The organism is Bryocella sp., from assembly GCF_058498515.1.
Genome location: NZ_JBMHYI010000050.1, coordinates 54291 through 74983 on the forward strand (window position 1 = coordinate 54291; position 20693 = coordinate 74983).

Annotated in this window: 18 protein-coding genes; 9 read left to right on the forward strand and 9 right to left on the reverse strand. The window is 63.5% G+C overall.

All coding sequences use genetic code 11. The features are described 5' to 3' along the window. Nucleotides 1–10: 10 nt before the first annotated feature. The 3 genes from AC5E6W_RS16465 to AC5E6W_RS16475 are packed head-to-tail and all read right to left on the reverse strand — an operon-like array spanning nt 11 to nt 6902. Nucleotides 11–2059 carry a TolC family protein gene (locus AC5E6W_RS16465; RefSeq protein ID WP_491753418.1) on the reverse strand — a complete coding sequence of 683 codons (2049 nt, stop codon included), beginning with the start codon at nt 2057–2059 and terminating at the stop codon, nt 11–13. Next, nucleotides 2056–3657: an efflux RND transporter periplasmic adaptor subunit gene (locus AC5E6W_RS16470; RefSeq protein ID WP_491753419.1), complete on the reverse strand. Its 1602-nt coding sequence runs from the start codon at nt 3655–3657 to the stop codon at nt 2056–2058. Before AC5E6W_RS16470 ends, AC5E6W_RS16465 begins: the two co-directional genes overlap by 4 nt. Then, nucleotides 3657–6902 (reverse strand): efflux RND transporter permease subunit, encoded by a 3246-nt coding sequence (locus tag AC5E6W_RS16475; RefSeq protein WP_491753420.1) that lies wholly within the window; start codon nt 6900–6902, stop codon nt 3657–3659. Before AC5E6W_RS16475 ends, AC5E6W_RS16470 begins: the two co-directional genes overlap by 1 nt. A gap of 267 nt (nt 6903–7169) precedes the next feature. Here AC5E6W_RS16475 and AC5E6W_RS16480 point away from each other — a divergent pair, with 267 nt between their 5' ends. Continuing rightward, entirely contained in the window at nt 7170–8987 is a 1818-nt protein-coding gene (locus AC5E6W_RS16480) for a tetratricopeptide repeat protein (protein ID WP_491753421.1), read from the forward strand. Nucleotides 8988–9109: 122 nt separating this feature from the next. Here AC5E6W_RS16480 and AC5E6W_RS16485 read toward each other — a convergent pair whose 3' ends face one another. Next, nucleotides 9110–9721: a superoxide dismutase gene (locus AC5E6W_RS16485; protein ID WP_491753422.1), complete on the reverse strand. Its 612-nt coding sequence runs from the start codon at nt 9719–9721 to the stop codon at nt 9110–9112. 444 nt (nt 9722–10165) lie between these two features. On the opposite strand from AC5E6W_RS16485, the gene AC5E6W_RS16490 reads away from it, so the two are divergent. Continuing rightward, nucleotides 10166–10516: a DoxX family protein gene (locus AC5E6W_RS16490; protein WP_491753423.1), complete on the forward strand. Its 351-nt coding sequence runs from the start codon at nt 10166–10168 to the stop codon at nt 10514–10516. Beyond that, nucleotides 10513–10854 (forward strand): DoxX family protein, encoded by a 342-nt coding sequence (locus tag AC5E6W_RS16495; RefSeq protein ID WP_491753424.1) that lies wholly within the window; start codon nt 10513–10515, stop codon nt 10852–10854. Before AC5E6W_RS16490 ends, AC5E6W_RS16495 begins: the two co-directional genes overlap by 4 nt. 111 nt (nt 10855–10965) lie before the next feature. On the opposite strand, the gene AC5E6W_RS16500 is transcribed toward AC5E6W_RS16495, so the two are convergent. Beyond that, nucleotides 10966–11262 carry a hypothetical protein gene (locus AC5E6W_RS16500; RefSeq protein WP_491753425.1) on the reverse strand — a complete coding sequence of 99 codons (297 nt, stop codon included), beginning with the start codon at nt 11260–11262 and terminating at the stop codon, nt 10966–10968. 549 nt (nt 11263–11811) lie between these two features. Between AC5E6W_RS16500 and AC5E6W_RS16505 the strand changes: the two genes are divergently transcribed. Beyond that, nucleotides 11812–14280: a glycoside hydrolase family 15 protein gene (locus tag AC5E6W_RS16505; protein ID WP_491753426.1), complete on the forward strand. Its 2469-nt coding sequence runs from the start codon at nt 11812–11814 to the stop codon at nt 14278–14280. A gap of 16 nt (nt 14281–14296) precedes the next feature. Beyond that, on the forward strand, nt 14297–14833 hold the full coding sequence (locus AC5E6W_RS16510) for a VIT1/CCC1 transporter family protein (RefSeq protein ID WP_491753427.1): 537 nt from the start codon (nt 14297–14299) through the stop codon (nt 14831–14833). Between the two features lie 105 nt (nt 14834–14938). On the opposite strand, the gene AC5E6W_RS16515 is transcribed toward AC5E6W_RS16510, so the two are convergent. The 4 genes from AC5E6W_RS16515 to AC5E6W_RS16530 all read right to left on the reverse strand — a co-directional run bounded on the left by AC5E6W_RS16515 (nt 14939) and on the right by AC5E6W_RS16530 (nt 17421). After that, on the reverse strand, nt 14939–15358 hold the full coding sequence (locus AC5E6W_RS16515; RefSeq protein WP_491753428.1) for a VOC family protein: 420 nt from the start codon (nt 15356–15358) through the stop codon (nt 14939–14941). Between the two features lie 77 nt (nt 15359–15435). Continuing rightward, complete coding sequence (locus AC5E6W_RS16520) at nt 15436–16422, reverse strand: SRPBCC family protein (protein ID WP_491753429.1); 987 nt, start codon at nt 16420–16422, stop codon at nt 15436–15438. Next, nucleotides 16419–16946, reverse strand: a complete 528-nt coding sequence (locus AC5E6W_RS16525) for an SRPBCC domain-containing protein (RefSeq protein WP_491753430.1) — start codon at nt 16944–16946, stop codon at nt 16419–16421. The genes AC5E6W_RS16520 and AC5E6W_RS16525 overlap by 4 nt, the downstream gene beginning before the upstream one ends. Next, on the reverse strand, nt 16918–17421 hold the full coding sequence (locus AC5E6W_RS16530) for an ArsR/SmtB family transcription factor (protein WP_491753431.1): 504 nt from the start codon (nt 17419–17421) through the stop codon (nt 16918–16920). Before AC5E6W_RS16530 ends, AC5E6W_RS16525 begins: the two co-directional genes overlap by 29 nt. 214 nt (nt 17422–17635) lie before the next feature. Here AC5E6W_RS16530 and AC5E6W_RS16535 point away from each other — a divergent pair, with 214 nt between their 5' ends. The 4 genes from AC5E6W_RS16535 to AC5E6W_RS16550 form a co-directional block, all read left to right on the forward strand. After that, complete coding sequence (locus tag AC5E6W_RS16535; protein ID WP_491753432.1) at nt 17636–17926, forward strand: ArsR/SmtB family transcription factor; 291 nt, start codon at nt 17636–17638, stop codon at nt 17924–17926. 316 nt (nt 17927–18242) lie between these two features. Further along, nucleotides 18243–18989: an SDR family NAD(P)-dependent oxidoreductase gene (locus AC5E6W_RS16540; protein ID WP_491753433.1), complete on the forward strand. Its 747-nt coding sequence runs from the start codon at nt 18243–18245 to the stop codon at nt 18987–18989. Nucleotides 18990–19124: 135 nt separating this feature from the next. After that, entirely contained in the window at nt 19125–19250 is a 126-nt protein-coding gene (locus tag AC5E6W_RS16545) for a hypothetical protein (RefSeq protein WP_491753434.1), read from the forward strand. A 135-nt stretch (nt 19251–19385) separates the two neighbouring features. Continuing rightward, nucleotides 19386–20693, forward strand: a 1308-nt coding sequence (locus tag AC5E6W_RS16550; RefSeq protein WP_491753435.1) for an ABC-F family ATP-binding cassette domain-containing protein, incomplete at its 3' end; no start/stop codon positions are given.

Below are 20693 nucleotides of genomic sequence, written 5' to 3' on the forward strand. Positions count from 1 at the left end.
GGCTTTGCACCTATGGCAGCTTGCCCCCAATCGCATCGTCGAGCTGGATGTGGTTCTTCTCGAGCAGGTCGCCGAGCGCGTGGTCGAGCTGCAGCCGCGCCTTCATCCAGTTGCTGCGCGCCGCGATTTCGGTGGAGCGAGCCTGCGCGAGGTAAGCCTGGTTCTGGACCACCAGCAGCTCCGTAGACTGGCCGACGGAGAGCTTGTCGCGCTCGGCCTCTAGCAGCTTCTCCTGGTACACGCGGCTATCGGAGGAGGCGCGATAGGCTTCTTCCGCCGTCTGCAGCGCGACGATGGCGGTCTCAATGTCCTCACGCACCTGCGCGGAGAGCTTCTCGGTGCGGGCTTCGATCTTGCGCAGCTCGATGGTGTCGCGCGCAGCGTCGCTTTCGGCCACGCGGTTGCGGAGCGGCAACGTGAGCTGCACACCTGCCTGCACGATAGTGGCGACACGCTGGCCGCCCGTAGCAAGCGATTGCGGCGTGGTGGGAAGGCCGGTGCCGATGGAGCCCAGCGTCTCGTAAGGTTGTTCGGTGGCGCCGCGCGTCTCCACGTTGGCATAGACGTTCAGCTGCGGACGCGTGCTGTTCTGGCTGGCGCTCACGTTCACGCGCCCGGTTTCGATCTGCAGCACGGCCTGCGCGAGGTCGGGGCGCTGGGCGAGGCCCTGCTGCACCAGTGCGTTCACGTCCAGCGGCTCGGGATTGTCGGGCACGGTGATGCGATCGGTGGGGACGATCTCGCTGAACTGTGCGGTGAAGACGGGCGCGGCCGTGCGCAGGAGAAGGTTGCGCAGGATGATCTCTTCCTGCTTGTAGAGCCCCTGTGCCTGGATGAGATCGAAGTGGCTGGAGTGCTCGAGCGCGACGGCCTGCGCGAGGTCGATGGGCGCGAGTGTACCGAGCTGCTCCTGCGCCTCTTCATCCTCGCGCTGCTTGGTGGCGGCGCGCAGGGCTTCCTGCTTCACCAGCACGTTCTCGCCCAGGGAGACGAGGTCGAAGTACACGCGCGATGTGCCGTAGACCGTGTCCAGCACCTGCTGCTCGAACAACAGGCGCGATATCTTGCGGTCGGTGCGGGCGATGCGGAGATAGCGCAGGTTCACGATGCCACGGCCGCGCAGCAAGGGCTGCGTGAGCGTGACCGAGGTGCTGGGCGCATGGAACGGATCGAGCTGCGAGTTCGAGCCGTAGAGCACCGAAGGCGCGTTGTTCACGATGCCCTCCAACTGCGCTCCGGTGGCGAAGCCTTGCAGGTAGGAGGCGTTGAGTTCGGTAAACTGCGCGGGATTCGTCGAGGTCGAGACCGTCGCGGTGTTGCCCAGCAGCTGGGAGGTCCCACGATGTAGATAACCCGCCTCCGCGATGAACTGGGGATCGAAGAGCGGCACGTTCGGCCCGGCCGACCAGGTGAAGCCCTGGCTGGTCTGCGCGAGCGCGAGGCTGCTCTGCGTGGTCGAGTTGAGGCTGGTGAGATCCGTGACCACGGGGGTCGTGGGGTTGGAGTTCACCGTCGTCGCATTGAGCAGAGGAGAGCCCGGGCCGCCAACGCCGTTGGGTGGTTCGGCGATGCTGTAGTCGAGCCCGCGCAGATTGCCGCCGCCGGCCGCGCGCACCTCATCCGTGCGGGCCGCGGCCAGGTCATAGCGCTCGGTCTCGACGTCGAGATTGTTCTCGAGCGCCAGCGCGATCGCATCCTGCAACGTGAGGTAGAGCTTGCCCTCGCGGATGAGCGACTCCAGCCGCGTCGCCGTGCCCGGAAAGAGCGGCGGGACCACGGGATTGCGATACGGCCCGAGGAAGCCGAGATACGTCGGCAGCAACCCGGTGGCGCTGTCGCGCTGCGGCAACGATGTGCCGTTGGCGCTCTGCGTGAGCTGCGGCGAGGGGGCATCGGGCGTCGCGACGTGGCCGTTGATGGGCGACACATCGGGTGGCGTCATCTGCTGCGTCGGGCCTGCTGACGGCACCTGCGCGTGTAACGTGGCGGCCAGCGTGCAAGCCCACACGGAGGCCCGCACCGCGCTGCGAAAACTACGTCGCTTGATGCGGGGACTCATTGTTTGCCCCCGCCCTGGCCATCCGGAGAGCTTCCCTTCTTGCCGCCGCCCGAGTTGTTATCCTTGTTGCCCTGGCCCTTACCGCTCTCCGGTGCTGTGGAGTTGTTGCCGCCCTCGGACTTGCTCGTCGGACTCTGGATGTGCGGCTCGACCTCGCGGCCTTCGGTCACGTCGTCGGTTACGGAGATCACGATGACGTCGCCCTCGTTGAGTCCAGCCGTGACCTCGACGACATCGCCGAAGTCGCGGCCCACCGTGATGGGGACGTACTTGACGCGGCCGTTGACGATCTTCGCGACCGTGGTGGTGTTCTGCCGCACCACGATGGCATCGCCCAGGATCGTCAGAGGACCCTTCAGGCCTGGCGTCGCGGCGAAGGTGACGGTGGAGTACATGCCCGGCAGCAGCTTGCCATCACGGTTGTCCACCTGCACTTCGGTCAGAAGCGTGCGCGTGTTGGGGTCGATGGAATTCGACGTGCGGGTGATGGCGCCGGTGAAGCTGGCGTTGGGATACTCTCCCACCGCGAGGCTGGCGTGCGCGCCGGTGTGGATGGCGGCGAGATAGCCCTCGGGAACAGAGATAAGAATGCGCAGGCGGCTCTGGTCGGCGATGCCGAAGAGCGGCCCGCCCTGGCCGGGAGACTGTGCCGGAGTGGCTGCGGTGCCAATGCTTCCGCTGGAGCCGGAGTTGTTCGACTGGCCGGCCTGCGCGGATCCGCCGGTAGATGAGAACTGGCCCGAGGGAGCGGCCCCTGTGGCTGCTCCGCTGCTGGTGCCGGAGGCCGAGATCAGCGCGCCCACATCCACGTTGCGCTGCGTGATCACGCCGGCGAACGGCGCACGCACCTGCTCGTAAGCCTGCAGCGAGATGTTGCGATCGAGGTTGGCCTTGAAGGCCTGCACGTTGCGCTCGGCCGCTGCGACGTTGGCCACCTGCGTCGCGAAGTTGGTCTCCTGCTGGTCGCCGGTCTGGCGGCTCAGCACGCCCTTGGCGACCAGCACGCGGTAGCGGTCCAGCGTGATCTTCTGCAGGTCGAGCTGCGACTTCTGGTTCTCGAGCTGCTGCTCGGCCTGGCGAAGCTGCTGCCGCGCCTGATCGACCTGCGCATCGAGGTCCGGAGCCTCGATGATGGCGAGCAACTGGTTCTTGCGCACGTGGTCGCCGATGTCCACGAAGCGGGTCTTCAGGTAGCCGTTGGCGCGGGCGTACACGTAAGCCTCAGTCAGCGGGATGGTGGTACCGGGCAGTACCAGATCCGCGCCTGTCCTTGCGGAGGACACACGTTCGGCTACGACGACCGGCTTATCCTTCCTCTCCGCGCTGGCTTCCTTGTGCAGCTCGCGATCGCGGAAGAGCCGTGGCAGGCCGCCGATGAGCAGCGCGGCCACGAAGATGACGACCGCGACGATGATGCCGATCCACAGGATGCGGCGGCTGCCGGGCTCGGCCGGATGCGTTTCGCGGGGATGCTTCGGCTTGCGGCTCGCGTTGGTCGCCTCAAAGGCCTTACCGAGGCGCGTGTCGTCCTGCGCGTTGGGGTCCGCGAAGGACTCGCCGAGCTTGCGGTTATCGTTGGGGTTCAGATCGTCTGGCATCAGGCGTGCTGCTCCTGCGAGCCCTCGGGCCCGTGGGGATGATGTTTGGTCGGATACAGCTCGGCGCCCGCTTCTTCCTCGATCTCCTCGGAGTAATCGATGGGCGGATGCTTCTTGAGCAGAGAGTAGATGGTGGGCACCAGGAACAGCGTGCCGACCGTGGCGAAGAGCAGGCCGCCAATCACGGCGCGGCCCAGCGGAGCGTTCTGCTCGCCGCCTTCCCCGAAGGCCAGCGCCATGGGCAACATGCCGATGATCATCGCCAGCGCGGTCATGAGCACGGGGCGGAGGCGCGTGTGACCGGCCAGCAGCGCGGCTTCGCGGCGATCCTTGCCTTCGAGGCGCTGATCGTTCGCGAAGACGACGAGAAGGATGGAGTTCGCGGTGGCCACACCGATGGTCATGATCGCGCCCATGAGCGACGGCACGTTGAACGTCGTCTGCGTCACGAACAACATCCACAGGATGCCGCAGAAGGCGCATGGGATCGCCATCAGGATGATCAGCGGATCGAGCCAGCTCTGGAAGTTGACCGCCATCAGCAGGTACACCAGCATGATCGCGAAGACGATGCCGATGCCGAGGCGCGTGAACGAGTCATTCATCGTCTTGACTTCGCCGGAGACTTCGATGCGCGTCGTCTTGGGCAGACCCTTGCGCGCCTGCTCTACGAGCTTGTCGATCTCGCCCGCCACACCACCCAGGTCGCGGCGATCGACATCGGCGAAGACGTCATACACCGGCTGGATGTTGTAGTGGTTGATGATTACCGGCGACTCGTCGCGGGTGAAGCTCGCGACGTTGCCCAGCAGCTGCGTGGCGTTGCCCTGGTTGGAGGTCACCGGAGTGCGCGAGAGCGCATCCAGCGTGTTCAGGCGATAGATCGGTGTCTGCGTGACCACCTGGTAGTTCACGCCGGTCAGCGGGTTCAGCCACTGGTTGGGCGCGGCCTGCGCTGTGCCCGAGAGCGAGACCAGCGTGGCTTGCGAGACGTCCTGGTCGGTGAGGCCGATCTGGCGCGCCTTGGTGCGGTCCACCTCGATGCGCATCGTCGGGTAGGTCACCTTCTGGCGCACATGGACGTCCACCGCGCCGGGGATTCCCTTGATCTGGTCGGCGAGCTTGGCCGCGATGGCGAAGTTGTTCTTGCCGCGCCCGATCACCTGCACATCGATTGGCGCCGGCAGACCGAAGTCGAGGATCTGGTTGGTGATGTTGGCCGGCGCGAAGAAGAACTCGCCATCGGGGAACTTGCTATGCAGGACGGAGCGCAGGTCGCGCATGTACTTCTGCGTATCCTTCGGTCCAGGCTTCAGCGAGATGAGGATCTCGCCATCGGAGTTGGAGAGCGTGGAGGAGTCGCCGAAGGCCAGGTTGATACCGCTGTTGGGCAGGCCGATGTTGTCGAGGATCAGCTCCAGCCGGTCGGTCGGGATGACCTTGCGGATCTCGCCTTCCACCGCGGAGAAGTACTGTTCGGAATCTTCGATGCGCAGGCCCTGCGGCGGCGTGACGTGCAGGCGCAGCTGGCCGGAATCGACGTACGGGAAGAAGTCCTTGCCGATGAAGAGCGAGAGCGGCAGCGAGACCACGACCAGCAGCACGAAGAGGAGGATGGTGAGGCCGGCGTTCTCCAGACACCACTCCAGCGCGTGCTTGTACTGGTGCTGCATCTTCTCGAACTGGCGATCGAACTTGGAGTGAATGCGCCAGATGAAGCTGTGGCGCTCCTCGGCCTCCGCGTACGCGGGATCCTGGTAAAGCCTGATCTCCGCGCCCAGCAGGAAGTGCATCATCGTCGGCACCAGGGTGCGCGAGAGGAAGTAGCTGGCCATCATCGCGAAGGCGACGGCTTCGGCCAGGGGTGTGAAGAGGAACTTCGCCGCGCCTGTGAGCATCACCACCGGGACGAACACGATGCAGATGGAGAGCGTGGAGACGAACGCCGGTGCGGCCACCTGCTGCGCGGAGTGCAGAATCGCCTGCACCAGCGGACGCTTCTCCGCCATGTTGCGGTGGGTGTTCTCGATCTCCACGGTGGCGTCGTCGACGAGGATGCCGACGGCCAGCGCCATGCCGCCGAGGGTCATCACGTTGATGGTCTCGCCCAGCGCGGTGAGGATGCAGATGGAAGCCGCGATGGACAGAGGAATCGACACGCAGACGATGAGCGTGGAGCGCCACGAGCCAAGGAAGAGCAGGATCATCAGGCCGGTGAGCAGCGCGGCGATGACCGCCTCGCGGACGACCTCGTTGATGGAGGTACGCACGAACAGCGACTGATCGAAGAGCGGCTTGATCTTCAGCGGCTCGAGACCCGCGACCAGCTGGGGAATCATCTTGATCGTGTTGGAGACGATGTCCAGCGTGGAGGTGTTGCCGTTCTTCAGCACGGTGAGCAGAGCCGAGCGTTTGCCGTCTTCGCGCACGATGTTGGTCTGCACCGCAAAGCCCATGTGGACCTGCGCGACATCCTTCATCGTGACCACCGCGCCATTGGCCGCGCGGATGGGCATCTCGTTGAAGGACGCGAGAACATCGGGGCTGGAGTTGGTGCGGATGACGTATTCGCGGTCGCCGAGCCTAGCCGTGCCTGCGGGCAGGATGAGGTTCTGCTGGCCCAGCGCCGAGGAGACGTCCGACGCGGAGAGATGGTGCGCGTAGAGCAGGTTCGGGTCGGTATCGACCATCACCTGCTTCACCTTGCCGCCAAAGGGCAGCGGCACGCTGGCGCCTTCCACGTTGGCCAGCCGCGGACGGATGAACTGCAGACCGTCGTCGTAGAGGTCAGCCTCCGTGAGGCCCTGCCCCGAGAGCGCGAGCTGCACCACGGGCACGGAGGACGCGTCGTATTTGATGATGAGCGGAGGGAACGACCCTGGAGGCAGCACGCGCAGAATGGTCTGCACGATCGATGTCACCTGCGCCTGCGCGATGGCGATATTCACGCCCGGTTGGAAGTACACACGGATGATGGAGACGCCCTGGTAGCTGGTGCTCTCGGTGTGCTCCATGTTGTTCACGGTGGTGGTGAGCGCACGCTCGCACACCGTGACGATGCGTCCTTCCATCTCCTGCGGCGTGAGACCGGTGTAGGTCCACACAATGGAGACGACGGGGATGTTGATGTACGGGAAGATGTCTTTCGGAGCTTCCACCGCGCAGCCGATGCCGAGCATAGCGATCAGCATCGAGAAAACGACAAAGGTATAAGGGCGGCGCAGCGCCAGCCGGACGATCCACATGCGGCAGCCTCAGCTGTGGTTAGGGGTTTTCTTACTCAGTTCGGTAGACGGTTCGAACGATATCGAAGACTCTTACCCTACGATGGTATCGAGCGATGTCCGGTTGCGGCGTCGGATACCGTAAAAGTGCGAATTTTAGATGCTTCGGCTCGTCTGTTGGATGCGAATTCCCCGGCTCGGTCACGACTTTGGCGCGATATGCTCGCAAGGGCGCCAGCAGAGCCTATGCCCTGTAATTTGTGGCCACTACCTTGGAGGCAAGAAATCATGGCAAGGAAGACCTGGACTGCGGCAATCCTTACGGCGATGTGCGTGCTGACGCCTCTGATGCAGGGCCATCTGCTAGCCCAGATGAGCGCCTGTCACGATATGGGCTCCATGCAGCCGGTTCCTCCACCGGAGCAGCTGCCTGCGCCGTTGAAGATGACGGGCATCGGCAACAGCCATCTAAAGATTTCGGCGACTCCAGAGGCCCAGGCCTGGTTCGACCAGGGCCTGAACCTGCTGCACGACTTCTGGGATTACGAATCGGTGAAAGCCTTCGAGCAGGCCGCACGCGTCGACCCGAAGTGCGCCATGTGTCAGTGGGGCATCGCCGAGGCGTTGGCGAATTCGCACAACCAGGGCGGGAGTTACTCGGAGGTTGCGATCGGCAAGGCCAGGGCGCTCGCCGCGCATGCGACGAAGCGGGAGCAGGTCATCATCGAGGCTACCGCGCTGGAACTCGACGAGCACGCGACCCGCGGCCACGGGAACGATGCCAAGGAGTCCGAAGCCACCGCCAAGTGGCGTGAGGCCGTGAAGCTCGACCCGTCCGATCCGCAGGCAAAGATCTTCCTTGCGGAGTCCATGCTCAATGGCTACGACGATGCGGGTGAGCCGCGCGAGGGAACCAGGAAGGGCATCGCCGAGCTTGAAGAGGTGCTGAAGTCCTCGCCGGATGACTCTGCGGCGAATCATTACTGGATTCACGCGATGGAGCCTAGCTCGCATCCGGAACGTGCCATCGAGAGCGCAAAGAAATTAGCGAGCCTGGCGCCTGCCTCGGGCCACATGGTGCACATGCCCGGCCACATCTTCTATCGTGTGGGGGATTACGCCCAGGCCGAGCATTGGTTCACAGCGTCGACGGAGGTGGACGAGGCGTACCTGCGCAGCTCCCACGTCGCGATCGATGACGACTGGAACTATGTGCACAATCTCATGTACGCCATCGACAACCTGATGGAAGAGGGCAAGCTCGAGCAGGCCACGACGCTCTCGGCGAAGCTTGCGGGCGCGCGCGGACAGCGGGCGGACACGCTGTATATCGGCACGCCACGCGATGGCATGACGCGCATCAATACGCTGCTGCCCATCGCGCTACGCAAGGGCGACTGGCATGGCGTGGAGACATTGCTCGCGCAGAGCCAGCCGGAGGCGAAGCTCGAGAACCTGCTGTTTCTTTCCGGCGAGCTGAAGACGTTTGCGTATGGGATGACTGCTGTCGAGACCGGCAACCTGATCGGTGCGCAGACGAACTCGAACGCGCTCGATGCCACGCTGTGGCGGAAGTCGCAGAGCTTGAAGGATGCGGCGAAGGAAGACCACAAAGACGCGAAGAAGGATGTGACGAACGCGCCAGTGATGACTGCGATGACTCCCGACGCCACGGCCGAGCCCCTGCTCTCGGTGCTCAGCATCATGTCGCTGGAGCTGCGCGCGTCGATCCTGGCCGAGCAGAGAAACGTCCCGGAAGCGAAGCGGCTCTTCGCGCAGGCCGAGCATGAGGAGAAGCAGCTGGGCTACCGCGAGCCGCCCATGTACATCCGGCCAGTGGGCGAGACCGAAGGCTTCGCTCTGCTGCATGCGGGCGATGCGGAAGGCGCGCATGCGGCCTTTGCTGCGGCGCTGGTCGAGCGCCCCAATGCGGGCTTTCCGCTGTACGGCATGGCGCTCTCGAGCGAGATCGCGAAGAAGCCCATCCAGGCGCGCGAGGAGTATGCGAAGTTCCTCGATGCGTGGCGGGTTGCGGACCCGGGCCGGGAGATGGAGCATGCGAGGGAGTACGTGAAGGGCACGCCGGTGATGGCGGAGCTGCGGTAGAAGCGGTTGTCAGTTGCTGGGTGCCGTCTTCCGTTCTCCGGACATTGGCGCCATTGGCAGCCACAAAAGACAAAGGCCGCCCGTGGGCGGCCTTTGTCCTGTAGCAGACTTCGTCGGAGAAACTACTTCTTCGCCGTCTCGAAGCGCTTGTTGATCTCTTCCCAGTTCACCACGCTCCACCAGGCTGCGAGGTAGTCGGGGCGCTTGTTCTGGTACTTCAGGTAGTAGGCATGCTCCCACACATCGTTGCCGAGGATGGGATACAGGCCGTCCGAGATAGGCGAGTCCTGGTTGGGCTTGGTGACGATCTCGAGCTTGCCGCCCTTGAACACCAGGAAACCCCAGCCGGAGCCGAACTGCTTGGCCGTGGTCTCGTTGAACTTCTTCTTGAAGTCCTCGAAGGAGCCGAAGTCCGCCTTGATCTGCTCGGCGATGGGACCGACCGGGTCGCCGCCGCCGTTGGGCTTCATGATCTCCCAGAACATGGTGTGGTTGACGTGGCCGCCGCCGTTGTTGCGGACCACCGGACGAACGTCCTCAGGCACGTTGGCGAGGTCGGCGATCAGCTCCTCGGGGGTCTTCTTGCCGAGCTCGGGGTGCTTCTCGACCGCGCCGTTCAGGTTGGTCACGTAGGTCTGGTGGTGTTTGTCGTGGTGCAGCTTCATCGTCGCTTCGTCGATAGTCGGCTCGAGGGCGGCGTAGTCGTAGGGCAGAGGAGGAAGTTCAAAAGCCACGGGAGGTGCTCCTTTTTGTCGGTTGTGTGGCGGAGCCCCGCTCCGCGCAGAAGTTCGAAAGGCCCAAGGGGGGTCTCGCCCGGTTGGTGACAAGTTGGATGCGTTCGCGTGGGCGGGCGACGCATCCCCGAGGTCGAGAATAGCGCACTGCGGTTCAACAGGTTGCAAACAAGGTCGTGCCGCTCAATAGAAAGCTCCGAACTCGCCGGGCCTTCCACCGCTGCCGAGGAAGGTTCGAGGCCGTTTCGGAACTCGGCCTAGGAAGGAATTCTGATTCGTCCTCATTCTCGCTGATGGCTCGTGGAATGCGGCCGATAACGCTCCAACTTAGAGCGCGGTCGACCGAACCATCGTGTGCGTCCGCCAGCGACTCTTCCTCGCCGCCGCAGACGGCAGACATCAGGTCTCAGGCATGCCTACTCCGAGAGAAAGCAGGCCCATATTATGCACACCGTCGCAATCTGCGCACAAATTGTCATTGCTCTATCCATAGCGTTCGTCTGGATCGTACGTCTGCCCAACATCGTGAAGGAGTTCCACGAATATGGAATCCCCGACCTGGTCAGAAACACAGTAGGCGCCGCCAAGTTTTGCCTGGCCACCTTGCTCATCACCGGCATCTGGTATCCGGCCCTGGTGCCGGCGGCCGCGTTGTTGATGGCCCTGCTGATGTTTTGCGCCCAGATCGCGCATTTCAGAGCCAGGCACCCCTGGCAAAGCTACATGCCGTCTCTCGGCCTGCTGCTGCTTTCACTCTTTGTGTACGCCGTTTATTCCGGCAAGCTGCCATCTTGAGCTTCCTGACGGTGGTCGTCTGCTTCTCCGGCCTCACGTTCCTCATCTATGGCGGGATTTGCCTGGGATCCACTTCCATGGTGGGGGACTTTCAGCGCTTCGACCTTCAGCGATTGAGAATCCTTACCGGGGTTCTGGAACTGCTTGGAGGGGCAGGTCTGCTGGTGGGTTTGAAATGGCTGCCAGCGCTCACCCTCTCCTCCGCGGGCCTTTCTCTTCTCATGCTGATCGCATTCGCCGTGCGGGTGAAAATGCGTGACAGCGTGATCCAATCCCTGCCTTCTCTGGCACTGGCGCTCGTCAACGCGTACATCCTGGTCAAATCGGTTCGAGCCTGAGCCAGGCTCGCCGATGCCGCATTCTGCAGGCAAAAGAAGGAGGGCCGGGGTTATACCCGGCCCTCAAGGCGTGCAAAGGAGGTGCAACAAAAGGGGGGTGAAACGGAATCCTTAGTGCTTGGCCTGGGCGCACATATCGCCGCAGTCCTTGCCGTCATGCATCTGGGCGCACATCTTGGCGCCGTCCTTGCCATCGCAGCAGCCTTTGCCGTCATGCATCTTGGCGCAGACCTTGCCGCAGCAATCCTTGCCTTTGCAGCCATCGTCGCAGTGGCCGGAGTGGGTGCAGGTGGCATTCTCGCCGCAGCCGCAGGCGCCTTTGCAGCAGGTGGTGGCCTGGGTAGAGCCGTACGCCGTCATCACGCAGCCGAGGAAAAGAACGGCAAGGGAACCAAAAATACGTTTCATGGGACTATCTCCTGAAGGTTGAAGAGCCGGACGGTGCAGGCGGCGACCGTCGAGTCGCAGCGCAGACACGCAGGGGCTAGATCCTCAGGTCGCGGAAGAGCACGTAGCGAGCGGTTCGCAGCTGGGGTTCGGGCGGTAGGGGAGTCCGCACCGAGGCAGAGCGAAGGGGACGATCCCATGGGCTCGCGGCCGTCCTTTGCAGTACGGCGGCAGGGGGGATGACCGCAGACTGGGGTGCAGGGACAGCGGGTTGGCTGCTTGCACAACACGGCCGCGAGCACATAGCGCCGCGCGTCGCCTGCATCTGCCCGCATTCCGTCTCCGCATGGTGGCGGCAGCAGGGCGTGGACACAGGGGTGGACGCAGTAGCGCAAAGCACCTGGGCGACTCCGGGGAGCGGCGTGAGCCAGAGGCTTACGACCACCGCTACGAGTTGGAAGAGGCGCTTCATCGTCCACACTCAGCATCGGCGCGGGAGATGGCTCGCATGGTGATAGCGATCACTTCGGGGTGTGCGATCGGGTGGCCCCCTGTGGTCGAATAGGGGGCATGAGTGTGTTCAGCGGAACGTATCAGTGGCTCGACGATGATGGACCAGCCTTTGGAGCACCGGGACTTGAGCCTCGCTGGACCTCAAGCCGCAAGGACACCGTCGCCACGGCTTACGCGGCCTCCAGCCGCATCTGGTTCACGGCCTCGCACGGCACGCTGAACGAGGTCTACTACCCCACGATCGACCGTCCGCAGATCCGCGATATGGAGCTGCTGTTCACCGACGGCGAGACCTTCTTCCACGAAGAAAAACGCGACTTTGAGTACGACTTCCACTACATCGACAGCTCCTCGATGGCGGTGCGCGTGATCGCCAACGACCTGGGCGGACGCTACACCGTCACCAAGGAGTTCATCACCGACCCGCACCATCCTGTGGTGCTGATGAATGTGAAGATCGAGGGCGACGCGGAGGTGCTCTCGAAGCTGAAGTGCTACGCCCTGCTGGCCCCGCATCTGGACGGTGGCGGCGTCGGCAACAACGCGCGTTCGCTGGATGTAGCCGGCCGGCGCTGCGTGCTGGCGTGGAAGAACGGCGTCTCGCTGGCCTTTGGCGCGGATTGCGGCTTCACGCGTTCAAGCTGCGGCTATGTGGGCTCGAGCGACGGCTTCCAGGATCTCTCCACCCACATGCGCATGACATGGTGCTTCGGCCAGGCGCTCAACGGCAACATCGCGCTGATGGGCGAGATCGACGTGGCGCAGACTCCCGTGTTCACGATCGCCATTGCGCTGGGCGATGGCCATCACTCCGCGCTGTCGGGGATGATGCAGACGCTCTCGACGCCCTACGAGCTGCATCGCAAGCGCTTCATCGAGCAATGGCGTCGCGCGGGCTCGCCGGAGCGGCTCGCTTCCGTCTCCACCGACGATGGCCGGCTGATGCGCATCTCGCACAACGTCATCCTCACGCATGAAGACAAGACGTATCCGGGCGCGTTCATCGCGTCGGCGTCGATCCCCTGGGGAGCGGCCAAGAGCGACGACGATCTCGGCGGCTATCACCTGGTGTGGACCCGCGACATGTGCCACTCCGCCACGGCGCTGCTGGCCTGCGAGCGTGTGGATACAGCTCGCCGTGCGCTGGTGTACCTGGCTTGCACGCAGCACCCTGATGGCGGCTTCTCGCAGAACTTCTGGATCGATGGAACGCCGTACTGGTCGGGCATTCAGCTCGACGAGGTGGCGTTCCCGATCATGCTGGCGTGGCGGCTCTGGAAGGTCGATGGGCTGGGCAGCTTCGACATCGTTCCCTTCGTCAAGAATGCGAGTTCGTTCCTGGTGCGCTATGCTCCGGTCACGCAGCAGGAGCGGTGGGAGGAGAACGCCGGCTACTCACCGTCCACTCTGGCCGCAGTGATCGCGTCGCTGGTGTGCGCGGCAGATATCCTGCGCACGCATGGCGACGAGCGGCTCGGCACCTTCCTCGAAGAATATGCCGACTGGATCGAAGCGCATCTCGATGAGTGGACCACGACCTTCCGCGGCGTGCTGCTGCCTGAGGTCCCACGCCACTACATGCGCATCCGTCCACCGGCCGAAGGCGAGCCGTTCCACAACCCTGCGATCGCCCCGGGCATGATTCACATCAACAATCGCGGGCCTGGCGAGAAGTTCGACTTCGAGGCCCGTGAGGTCATCGACGGAGGCTTTCTCGAGCTGGTGCGTTATGGCATTCGCCGCGCCGACGATCCGCTCATCATCGACTCGCTGAAGGTCGTCGATCACGTGTTGAAGATCGACACCCCCTATGGTCCCTGCTGGCGTCGCTATAACCACGATGGTTACGGCCAGCGGAAGGATGGCGGACCGTTCATCCACTTCGGCCAGGGCCGCGCATGGCCTATCCTTACGGGCGAACGGGCGCATTACGAACTCGCTGCGGGTGGCGATGTGCGGCCTTACATCAAGGCGATCGAACGCTTCTCGAGCTTCGGCGGCATGCTGCCCGAGCAGGTGTGGGACTACGCGGACATGCCTTCCGAGGGCATGTACTTCGGCCGCTCGGCGGGCTCCGCACAGCCTCTCGTCTGGGCGCACGCGGAGTACATCAAGCTGCTGCGCTCGGCAGCCGATGGCCGCGTCTTCGACCGGATCTCCGTCGTCGAAGAGCGCTACGCCGTGCCCAAGGACAAGCGCACGTTCGAGAGCCGCATGGAGATCTTCCAGCTCGGCCGGCCCATCAGCGCGATGATGCAGGGCGGCAAGCTGCGCATCGTCGATCACGAGGAGTTCCAGATCGTGTGGTCACCCGACGACTGGGCCACGACCAATACGACCATGTCCCAGAACGTCGGCAAGCCGGGAAGCTTCGCCGACATCGAGACGACGAAAGATCAGACCGGCAATATCGTCTTCACGCTATATTGGCCGAAAGACAACCGCTGGCTCGGAAAGAACTTCCAAGTGGAGATCCATACCGACGCGATCCCGCAGGAAGTGGCAGCGATGAAGCCGCGGGCCTAGCCGAAGGAAGAAGGCCATGGACGCAACGAACGACAACTCGACTCTGGAGCTGACCAGCGCGCAAAACCTTGTCGCGCTTGCCAAGGACGACAAGGCATTCCTGCTGCGCGTCGTGCAGCCCGGGCTCGCGGGGCTGATGGATGGCTCCGTCTCCACGCTCGCGCCCATCTTCGCGACGGCCTTCGCCACGCACAAATCGCATACGGTCTTCCTGATCGGCGCGGCCGCCGCAGTGGGTGCGGGCATCTCGATGGCGTTCAGCGAAGGGCTCTCCGACGATGGGGAACTGACCGGCCGCGGCAGCCCGGTCGTCCGCGGACTCATCACCGGTGCGATGACGTTCCTGGGCGGCTTCCTGCACACGCTGCCGTTTCTCATCCCCAACGTGCATACGGCGCTGATCTGGGCCTACTTCGTCGTTGGCGTGGAGCTGCTGATCATCTCCTGGATCCGCTACAAGTACTTCAAGTCGAGCTTCGCCGTCTCGTGCGTGCAGGTGATTGTGGGCGGAGGCCTGGTCTTCGCCGCAGGTGTGCTGATCGGCAGCTCCTAAGCGGCGAATGTCCTCAACCCTCAAAGCCTGAAGACCTCGCCCCTCTACAGAGTTTCTGTGGTCTGCAGAGGGATGAGGTCTTCAGGATCTCAGGATGAAATCGCCTTAGCTCTGCGGCATCTCCGACCCCGGCAGGCTCACCATCCAGCCCACGCCGAACTTATCGGTCAACATGCCGAACAGCGGTGACCAGAAGGTCGGGGCCAGCGGCATGCCCACGTTGCCGCCTTCGCTGAGTTCGGCGAACAGGCGCTTGGCTTCAGCCTCGTCTGGGGTGCTCAGCGAGATCTGGAAGCCGCCGATGGGCTTGCCGCGGCCGCACGCATCGCAGCCCATCAGCAGCATGCTGCCCACGGGCAGCGAGGTGTGCATGATGAGGTCCTTGTAGGCGGGGTCGCCCGGCGTTCCCGGAGGCGCGTCGCCATACTTCATCGACATCATGATCTTGCTATGAAAGGTCTTCTCGTAGAACGCGAACGCCTCGGCGCACGTTCCTTCGAAGTGCAGATGCAGATCGGTCTTCATCTCGTCTCTCCTTGCGTGTGAGTTGTACTGCGAAACGCCTGCCGGCGGGTAAAGATTACGTTGAAATTGCTCGTCCTTTATCCGACGTGGCGCAGGTATTCGTCCAGCTTGTCGAGGCTCAACGACCAGCCCTCGCGCATGCCCTTCAGGTATCGCGTCGCCTGCGCCGTCTGGCTCATCACGTGGACATCCAGCGTCACGCGCGTGCCGCCTTCCACCTCCTCGAAGAACACCGAGTTCCAGGTGGTGAAGATCGGCGGGCCTTCGACATTGAGCGCCGACGCCGTGAAGTGCAAGCGGTGCGGAGGGTAGAACTCCACCACGGTGCCGGCCATCGGATAGATCGTTCCATCCGGCGCGCGCATGTCGATCTCGAGGATGCCGCCGGCGCGCCGCTCGAACTCGCAGTGCGGGTTGGTGAAGCCCGTCGGCCCCCACCACTCCGCCAGGTGCGCCGGGCTGGTCCACACCGCGAAGACCAGCTCCACCGGCGCCTTGAAGACCCGCTGCAGATGCAGCTCGGTCGGCACATCGTTGGGGTCTTCCACGGGTCCAGGCTGCCACGCTGCCAGGTAGTCGGTGAGCTTGTCGAACGCGCTGTTCCAGCCGCCGGTATGTCCGTTGCATTCGTTCTCGAACGCGAACGGCGCCTGCGTGAAGTGCATCACCGTCTTGTTGCCCTGCTCCTCAAAGCGGATGGTGATGGTGTTCTCTTTGTACGGGCTGGCCTGCAGGCCCACGCAACTGCGATCATCCCAGGCGAAGGTGAAGACCAGCAGCTCCGGCTCGCGCATCTCGAGCAGCGTGCCGCTCTGGCTCAGGCGTGAGAGCTCCTGCGCGCCAGGCCGGCGGCCCTCCATCTTGCGCGACCAATGGCCGCCGGCTTCGGAGGGCCACGTCAGGGCGGTGGTTCCGAAGCCGCGCGGACCCATCCACTCCTGCATCATCTCGGCGTTGGTGAAGGCCTTCCACACCAGCTCTCGAGGAGCGTTGAAGGTGCGGGTGATCTTCAGCTCATAGGTTCCGGTGGACTTCGTCTCAGGCAGCGTTGCGGTAGCGCTCATGCGTGCACCTCCTCCGTTTGTTCGGTCTGTTCGGCTGGCGTTATGGAAAGCAAATCGTCGAGGCGCTCGAAGAGGTCGCGCGCACCCTGGACGGAGCCGTACTCGCGCACATTGGTATCGCGCTCCTCGCGGCTCGGGAACTCGATGCGGAAGGTAAGCTGTGTTCCGCCCGGAACTTCCTCCCAGGTGATGGTTTTGCTGAGGCGAATGGGTTCGGCGCCCTCGCGCCCACCCACCAGCTCCAGCCCGATGCGTTCATAGGGCAGCACCTCGGTGAAGGTCATCGCGTTGGGATAGTTGGTGCCATCGGGGCCGTGCATGGTGAGTACCCACAGGCCTCCCGCGCGAAGATCCATCTCGTGGATGGTGGTGGTGAAGCCGTGCGGCCCCCACCACTGGACTACCTGCTTCGGGTCGGCGAAGGCTTCATAGACGAGCTTGCGTGGCGCGCGAAAGATGCGTGAACTGACGATGGCCCGCTCGTCGTGCGCGAGCTCAGGCATGCTTGCGAGGTCGATTGCCATTGCGGTTCTCCTTCGAGTTGCCGGTTTTCTTCGGGGAGTGATCGGCGCTGCCGTTGGCGGAAACACCGGAGGTCTTTGCCGTTTTGGTAGTGCGCGATCTCTTTGCCTTGGGAGGTGCGGGCGGCGAGCCTGGCGGGGATACAAGCGCCGCAGCCTGTTCCGCCTGCAGCCGCTGCAGGTAGGAGTCGAGGCGGTCGAAGCTCTCCTCCCAGAACCTGCGGTACTGCTCCAGCCAGCCGGACGCCTGCTCCAGGGGCTGCGCGCGCAGGCGGCAGGGCCGGAACTGCGCCTCGCGTCCACGCTCGACGAGGCCGGCCCGCTCCAGCACGCGGAGGTGCTTGGAGACCGCAGGCATGCTCATCTCGAACGGCGCGGCCAGCTCCGTCACCGAAGTCTCCCCCAGCGCGAGCCGAGCGAGGATGGCGCGCCGGGTAGGGTCGGCCAGTGCGGCGAAGGTGTGGCTGATGGTGTCCATCGGGTTTCTCCCAGTCGAGGTATATAACCATAAGGTTATATAACCGACTCGTTCAATAAACTCCCATATGGGAGAACTTGTCAAGACACCAAAGAAGGTTTTTTCGCGCCGCTTCAACGGCCTTCCTGAGACCTGCCCGGTCGCGTCGCCGTCCGCGCTGGAGCGCGCTCCCGCATCGTTTTGAGCCGCAGGATCATCTACCATAGGGGTCTGTATGGCAGTCGCGACGAAAACCCGGCTCACGCAGGAACAGTTCGACGCCATCGCGCGTGCCGTGGCTGATCCGCGCCGGTTCGCGATCCTCAAACAGATCGCCGCGCAGCCTACCATCGGCTGCGGCGACCTCGAGGAGCACAAGGCCATCAGCCCCGCGACCATCTCCCACCACCTCAAGGAGTTGACCGAGGCGGAGCTGGTTGACATCGCCCGCGAGGGACGCTGTGCGCACCTTACGCTGCGCCGTGAGATGTGGGAAGCGTATCTCGCGCAACTCGGCACGTTGTAACCAGTCATCCTAGTGCCTCTCCACCCAGTCCTTAGGGTGGGCCCGAACTGCCCCGTAACTCCAGAAAAAAACAACCTGTTCTAGGGTTGCTGACAGTACGTTGTCAGGAGAGTCTGTCTACGTTGACTCCTGTCAGCGGCCAGCCGCACACGCCCCGACGGCGTCCCGGTAGCCTGGAACCTTTACCTAGGGACGTTTCGACGTTCATCGAAGATTTCTGAATCCTGTCCTGCTCCTCATCATCCATTTCGATGTGCGTCGAAATATCCGGCGCGGCGAAATCGAAACAGAACGATCAGTACGAGAGGAAAACATCATGAGCAAGCTTCAAGGTAAAGTCGCAGTCGTAACAGGTTCGTCCAAGGGCATTGGCGCCGCAATCGCGAAGCAGCTGGCTTCGGATGGCGCGAGCGTTGTGGTCAACTACGCGTCCGACAAGGCCGGCGCGGAGAAGGTTGTCGCTGAGATCACGAAGGCTGGCGGCAAGGCCATCGCGGTAGGCGCGAGTGTCGCGAAGCCGGAAGAGATCGAGAAGCTCTTCGCCGAGACCAAGAAGGCCTACGGCAAGGTGGACATCCTGGTGAACAACGCCGGTGTGTACAGCTTCTCTCCGCTGGAAGCTGTGACCGTGGAAGAGTACACACGCATCTTCGATACCAACGTGCGTGGCCTGCTGCTGACGACCAAGGCAGCTCTCGAGCTGATCCCTGAGGGTGGCAGCATCATCAATATCGGTTCGATCGTCTCCGAGACCGCACCCGCGGCGTCCTCGATCTACACCGCCTCCAAGGGCGCGGTCGATGCCATCACTCGCGTGCTGGCTCGCGAGCTCGGCCCGAAGAAGATCCGCGTCAACGCCCTGAACCCCGGCATCACCGGCACGGAAGGGACGCAGACGTCGGGCATTATCGGAAGCGAATTCGAGCAGGGTCTGGTTGCTCAGACTCCGCTGGGCCGCCTGGGCCAGCCGCAGGACATCGCGACGGTCGCCTCGTTCCTCGCTTCGGACGATGCGGGCTGGGTTACCGGCGCTCTTCTCCAGGCCGGCGGCGGTCTCCGCTAAGCAGTTGCAACCAGAACGAGCGCTGTCCTGTTCACCCAATGGAAACGGGACAGCGCTCAACAAAATCGTCGCGGTTGTCGATGCTTTCGGCAACCAGCCAACATCCATTACGTGAAGACCGATAAGGAGGCCATCATGGACGCCGCTATCTTCTTTCTACCCATCGCACTTGTCGTCGCCCAGTACTTTACCTCCCCCGGTCAGCGTAGCCGTGAGTTGGCGCGCGCTCCGCAGGAGTGCGGCGACCCCTGCAAGTCGTAACCTGAAGGCCCTTCCAGGGCCTGACGAGATCCAGTGTGAGCCGGCCGACGCCGCGCCTCGCAGGCGGAGACGCCTGGGGCGCGGCGTCGGTCTCTTAACACAGCCTTGCGAAGCAAACATGCGAAAATATAAGAGATGATCTCTGTTTCCAATGTAACCATGCGCTACGGCTCCAAGCTGCTATTCGAGGACGTCTCCGTGACGTTCATCGCCGGCCGCCGCTACGGACTCACCGGACCCAACGGCGCCGGCAAGTCGACGTTCATGAAGGTATTGACCGGCGAGCTGGACGCCCAGAAGGGCGTCGTCGTGCGCCCCAAGAAGCTCGGCATCCTCCGCCAGGACCAGTACGCGTTTGACGCTTACCGCGTCATCGACACTGTCATCATGGGCAACAAAGGTCTCTGGGCCGCTCTCGAGGAGCGCGAGGAGATCTACAACAAGCCGGAGATGACGGACGAGGACGGCATCCGCCTCGGCGAGCTCGAGGGAATTGTCGGCGAAGAGGACGGCTATGAGGCTGAGGCCAACGCGGCGATCCTGCTGCAGGGTCTCGACATCCCCGACGAGGTCCACGAGCGCAAGATGAGCGAGCTGCAGGGCGGCCAGAAGGTCCGTGTGCTGCTCGCGCAGGCGCTGTTCGGCAACCCCGCCGCGCTGCTGTTGGACGAGCCCACCAACTACCTCGATCTCGAATCGATCCACTGGCTCGAGACCTTCCTCAACCGCTACAACGGGCTGGTCATCACCATCTCGCATGACCGCCACTTCCTGAACTCCATCTGCACCCACATCGCCGACATCGACTACGAGACCATCATCCTCTACAACGGCGGTTACGACGACATGGTCGAGCAGAAGACCGCCATCCGCTCCCGCGTCGAGAGCCAGAACGAGCAGCGCGAGAAAAAAATCGCCCAGCTCAACGACTTCATCGCCCGCTTCTCCGGCGGAACGCGCTCCAGCCAGGTCACCTCGCGCAAAAAAGAGGTCGATCGCCTCGCCGTCACCGAGCTGGCCCGCTCCAACATCCAGCGCCCCTACATCCGCTTCGAGCAGGCGCGTCCCTCCGGCAAGCACATTCTGGAGATCGAGGATGTCTCCAAGGCCTACCCGCAGCAGGACGGCCCGCCGTTGCAAGTCATCGAAAAGTTCTCCTCCTCACTCATGAGGGGCGACAAGATCGCCCTCGTGGGCCGCAACGGCCAGGGCAAATCGACCCTCCTCAAGGCCCTGCTCGCCAACGCCCCCGGCGTCGACGAGGCCGACGTCTCCATCGACTCAGGCGCCGTCAAGTGGGGACACGCAGCCCAGATCGGCTACTTCGCCCAGGACTTCATCTCCTCCATCCAGATGGGAATGACCGTCAACGACTGGCTGCACCAGTTCGACGAGGACGCCACCAAGGAAGACATCCGCGGCATCCTCGGCCAGATGCTCTTC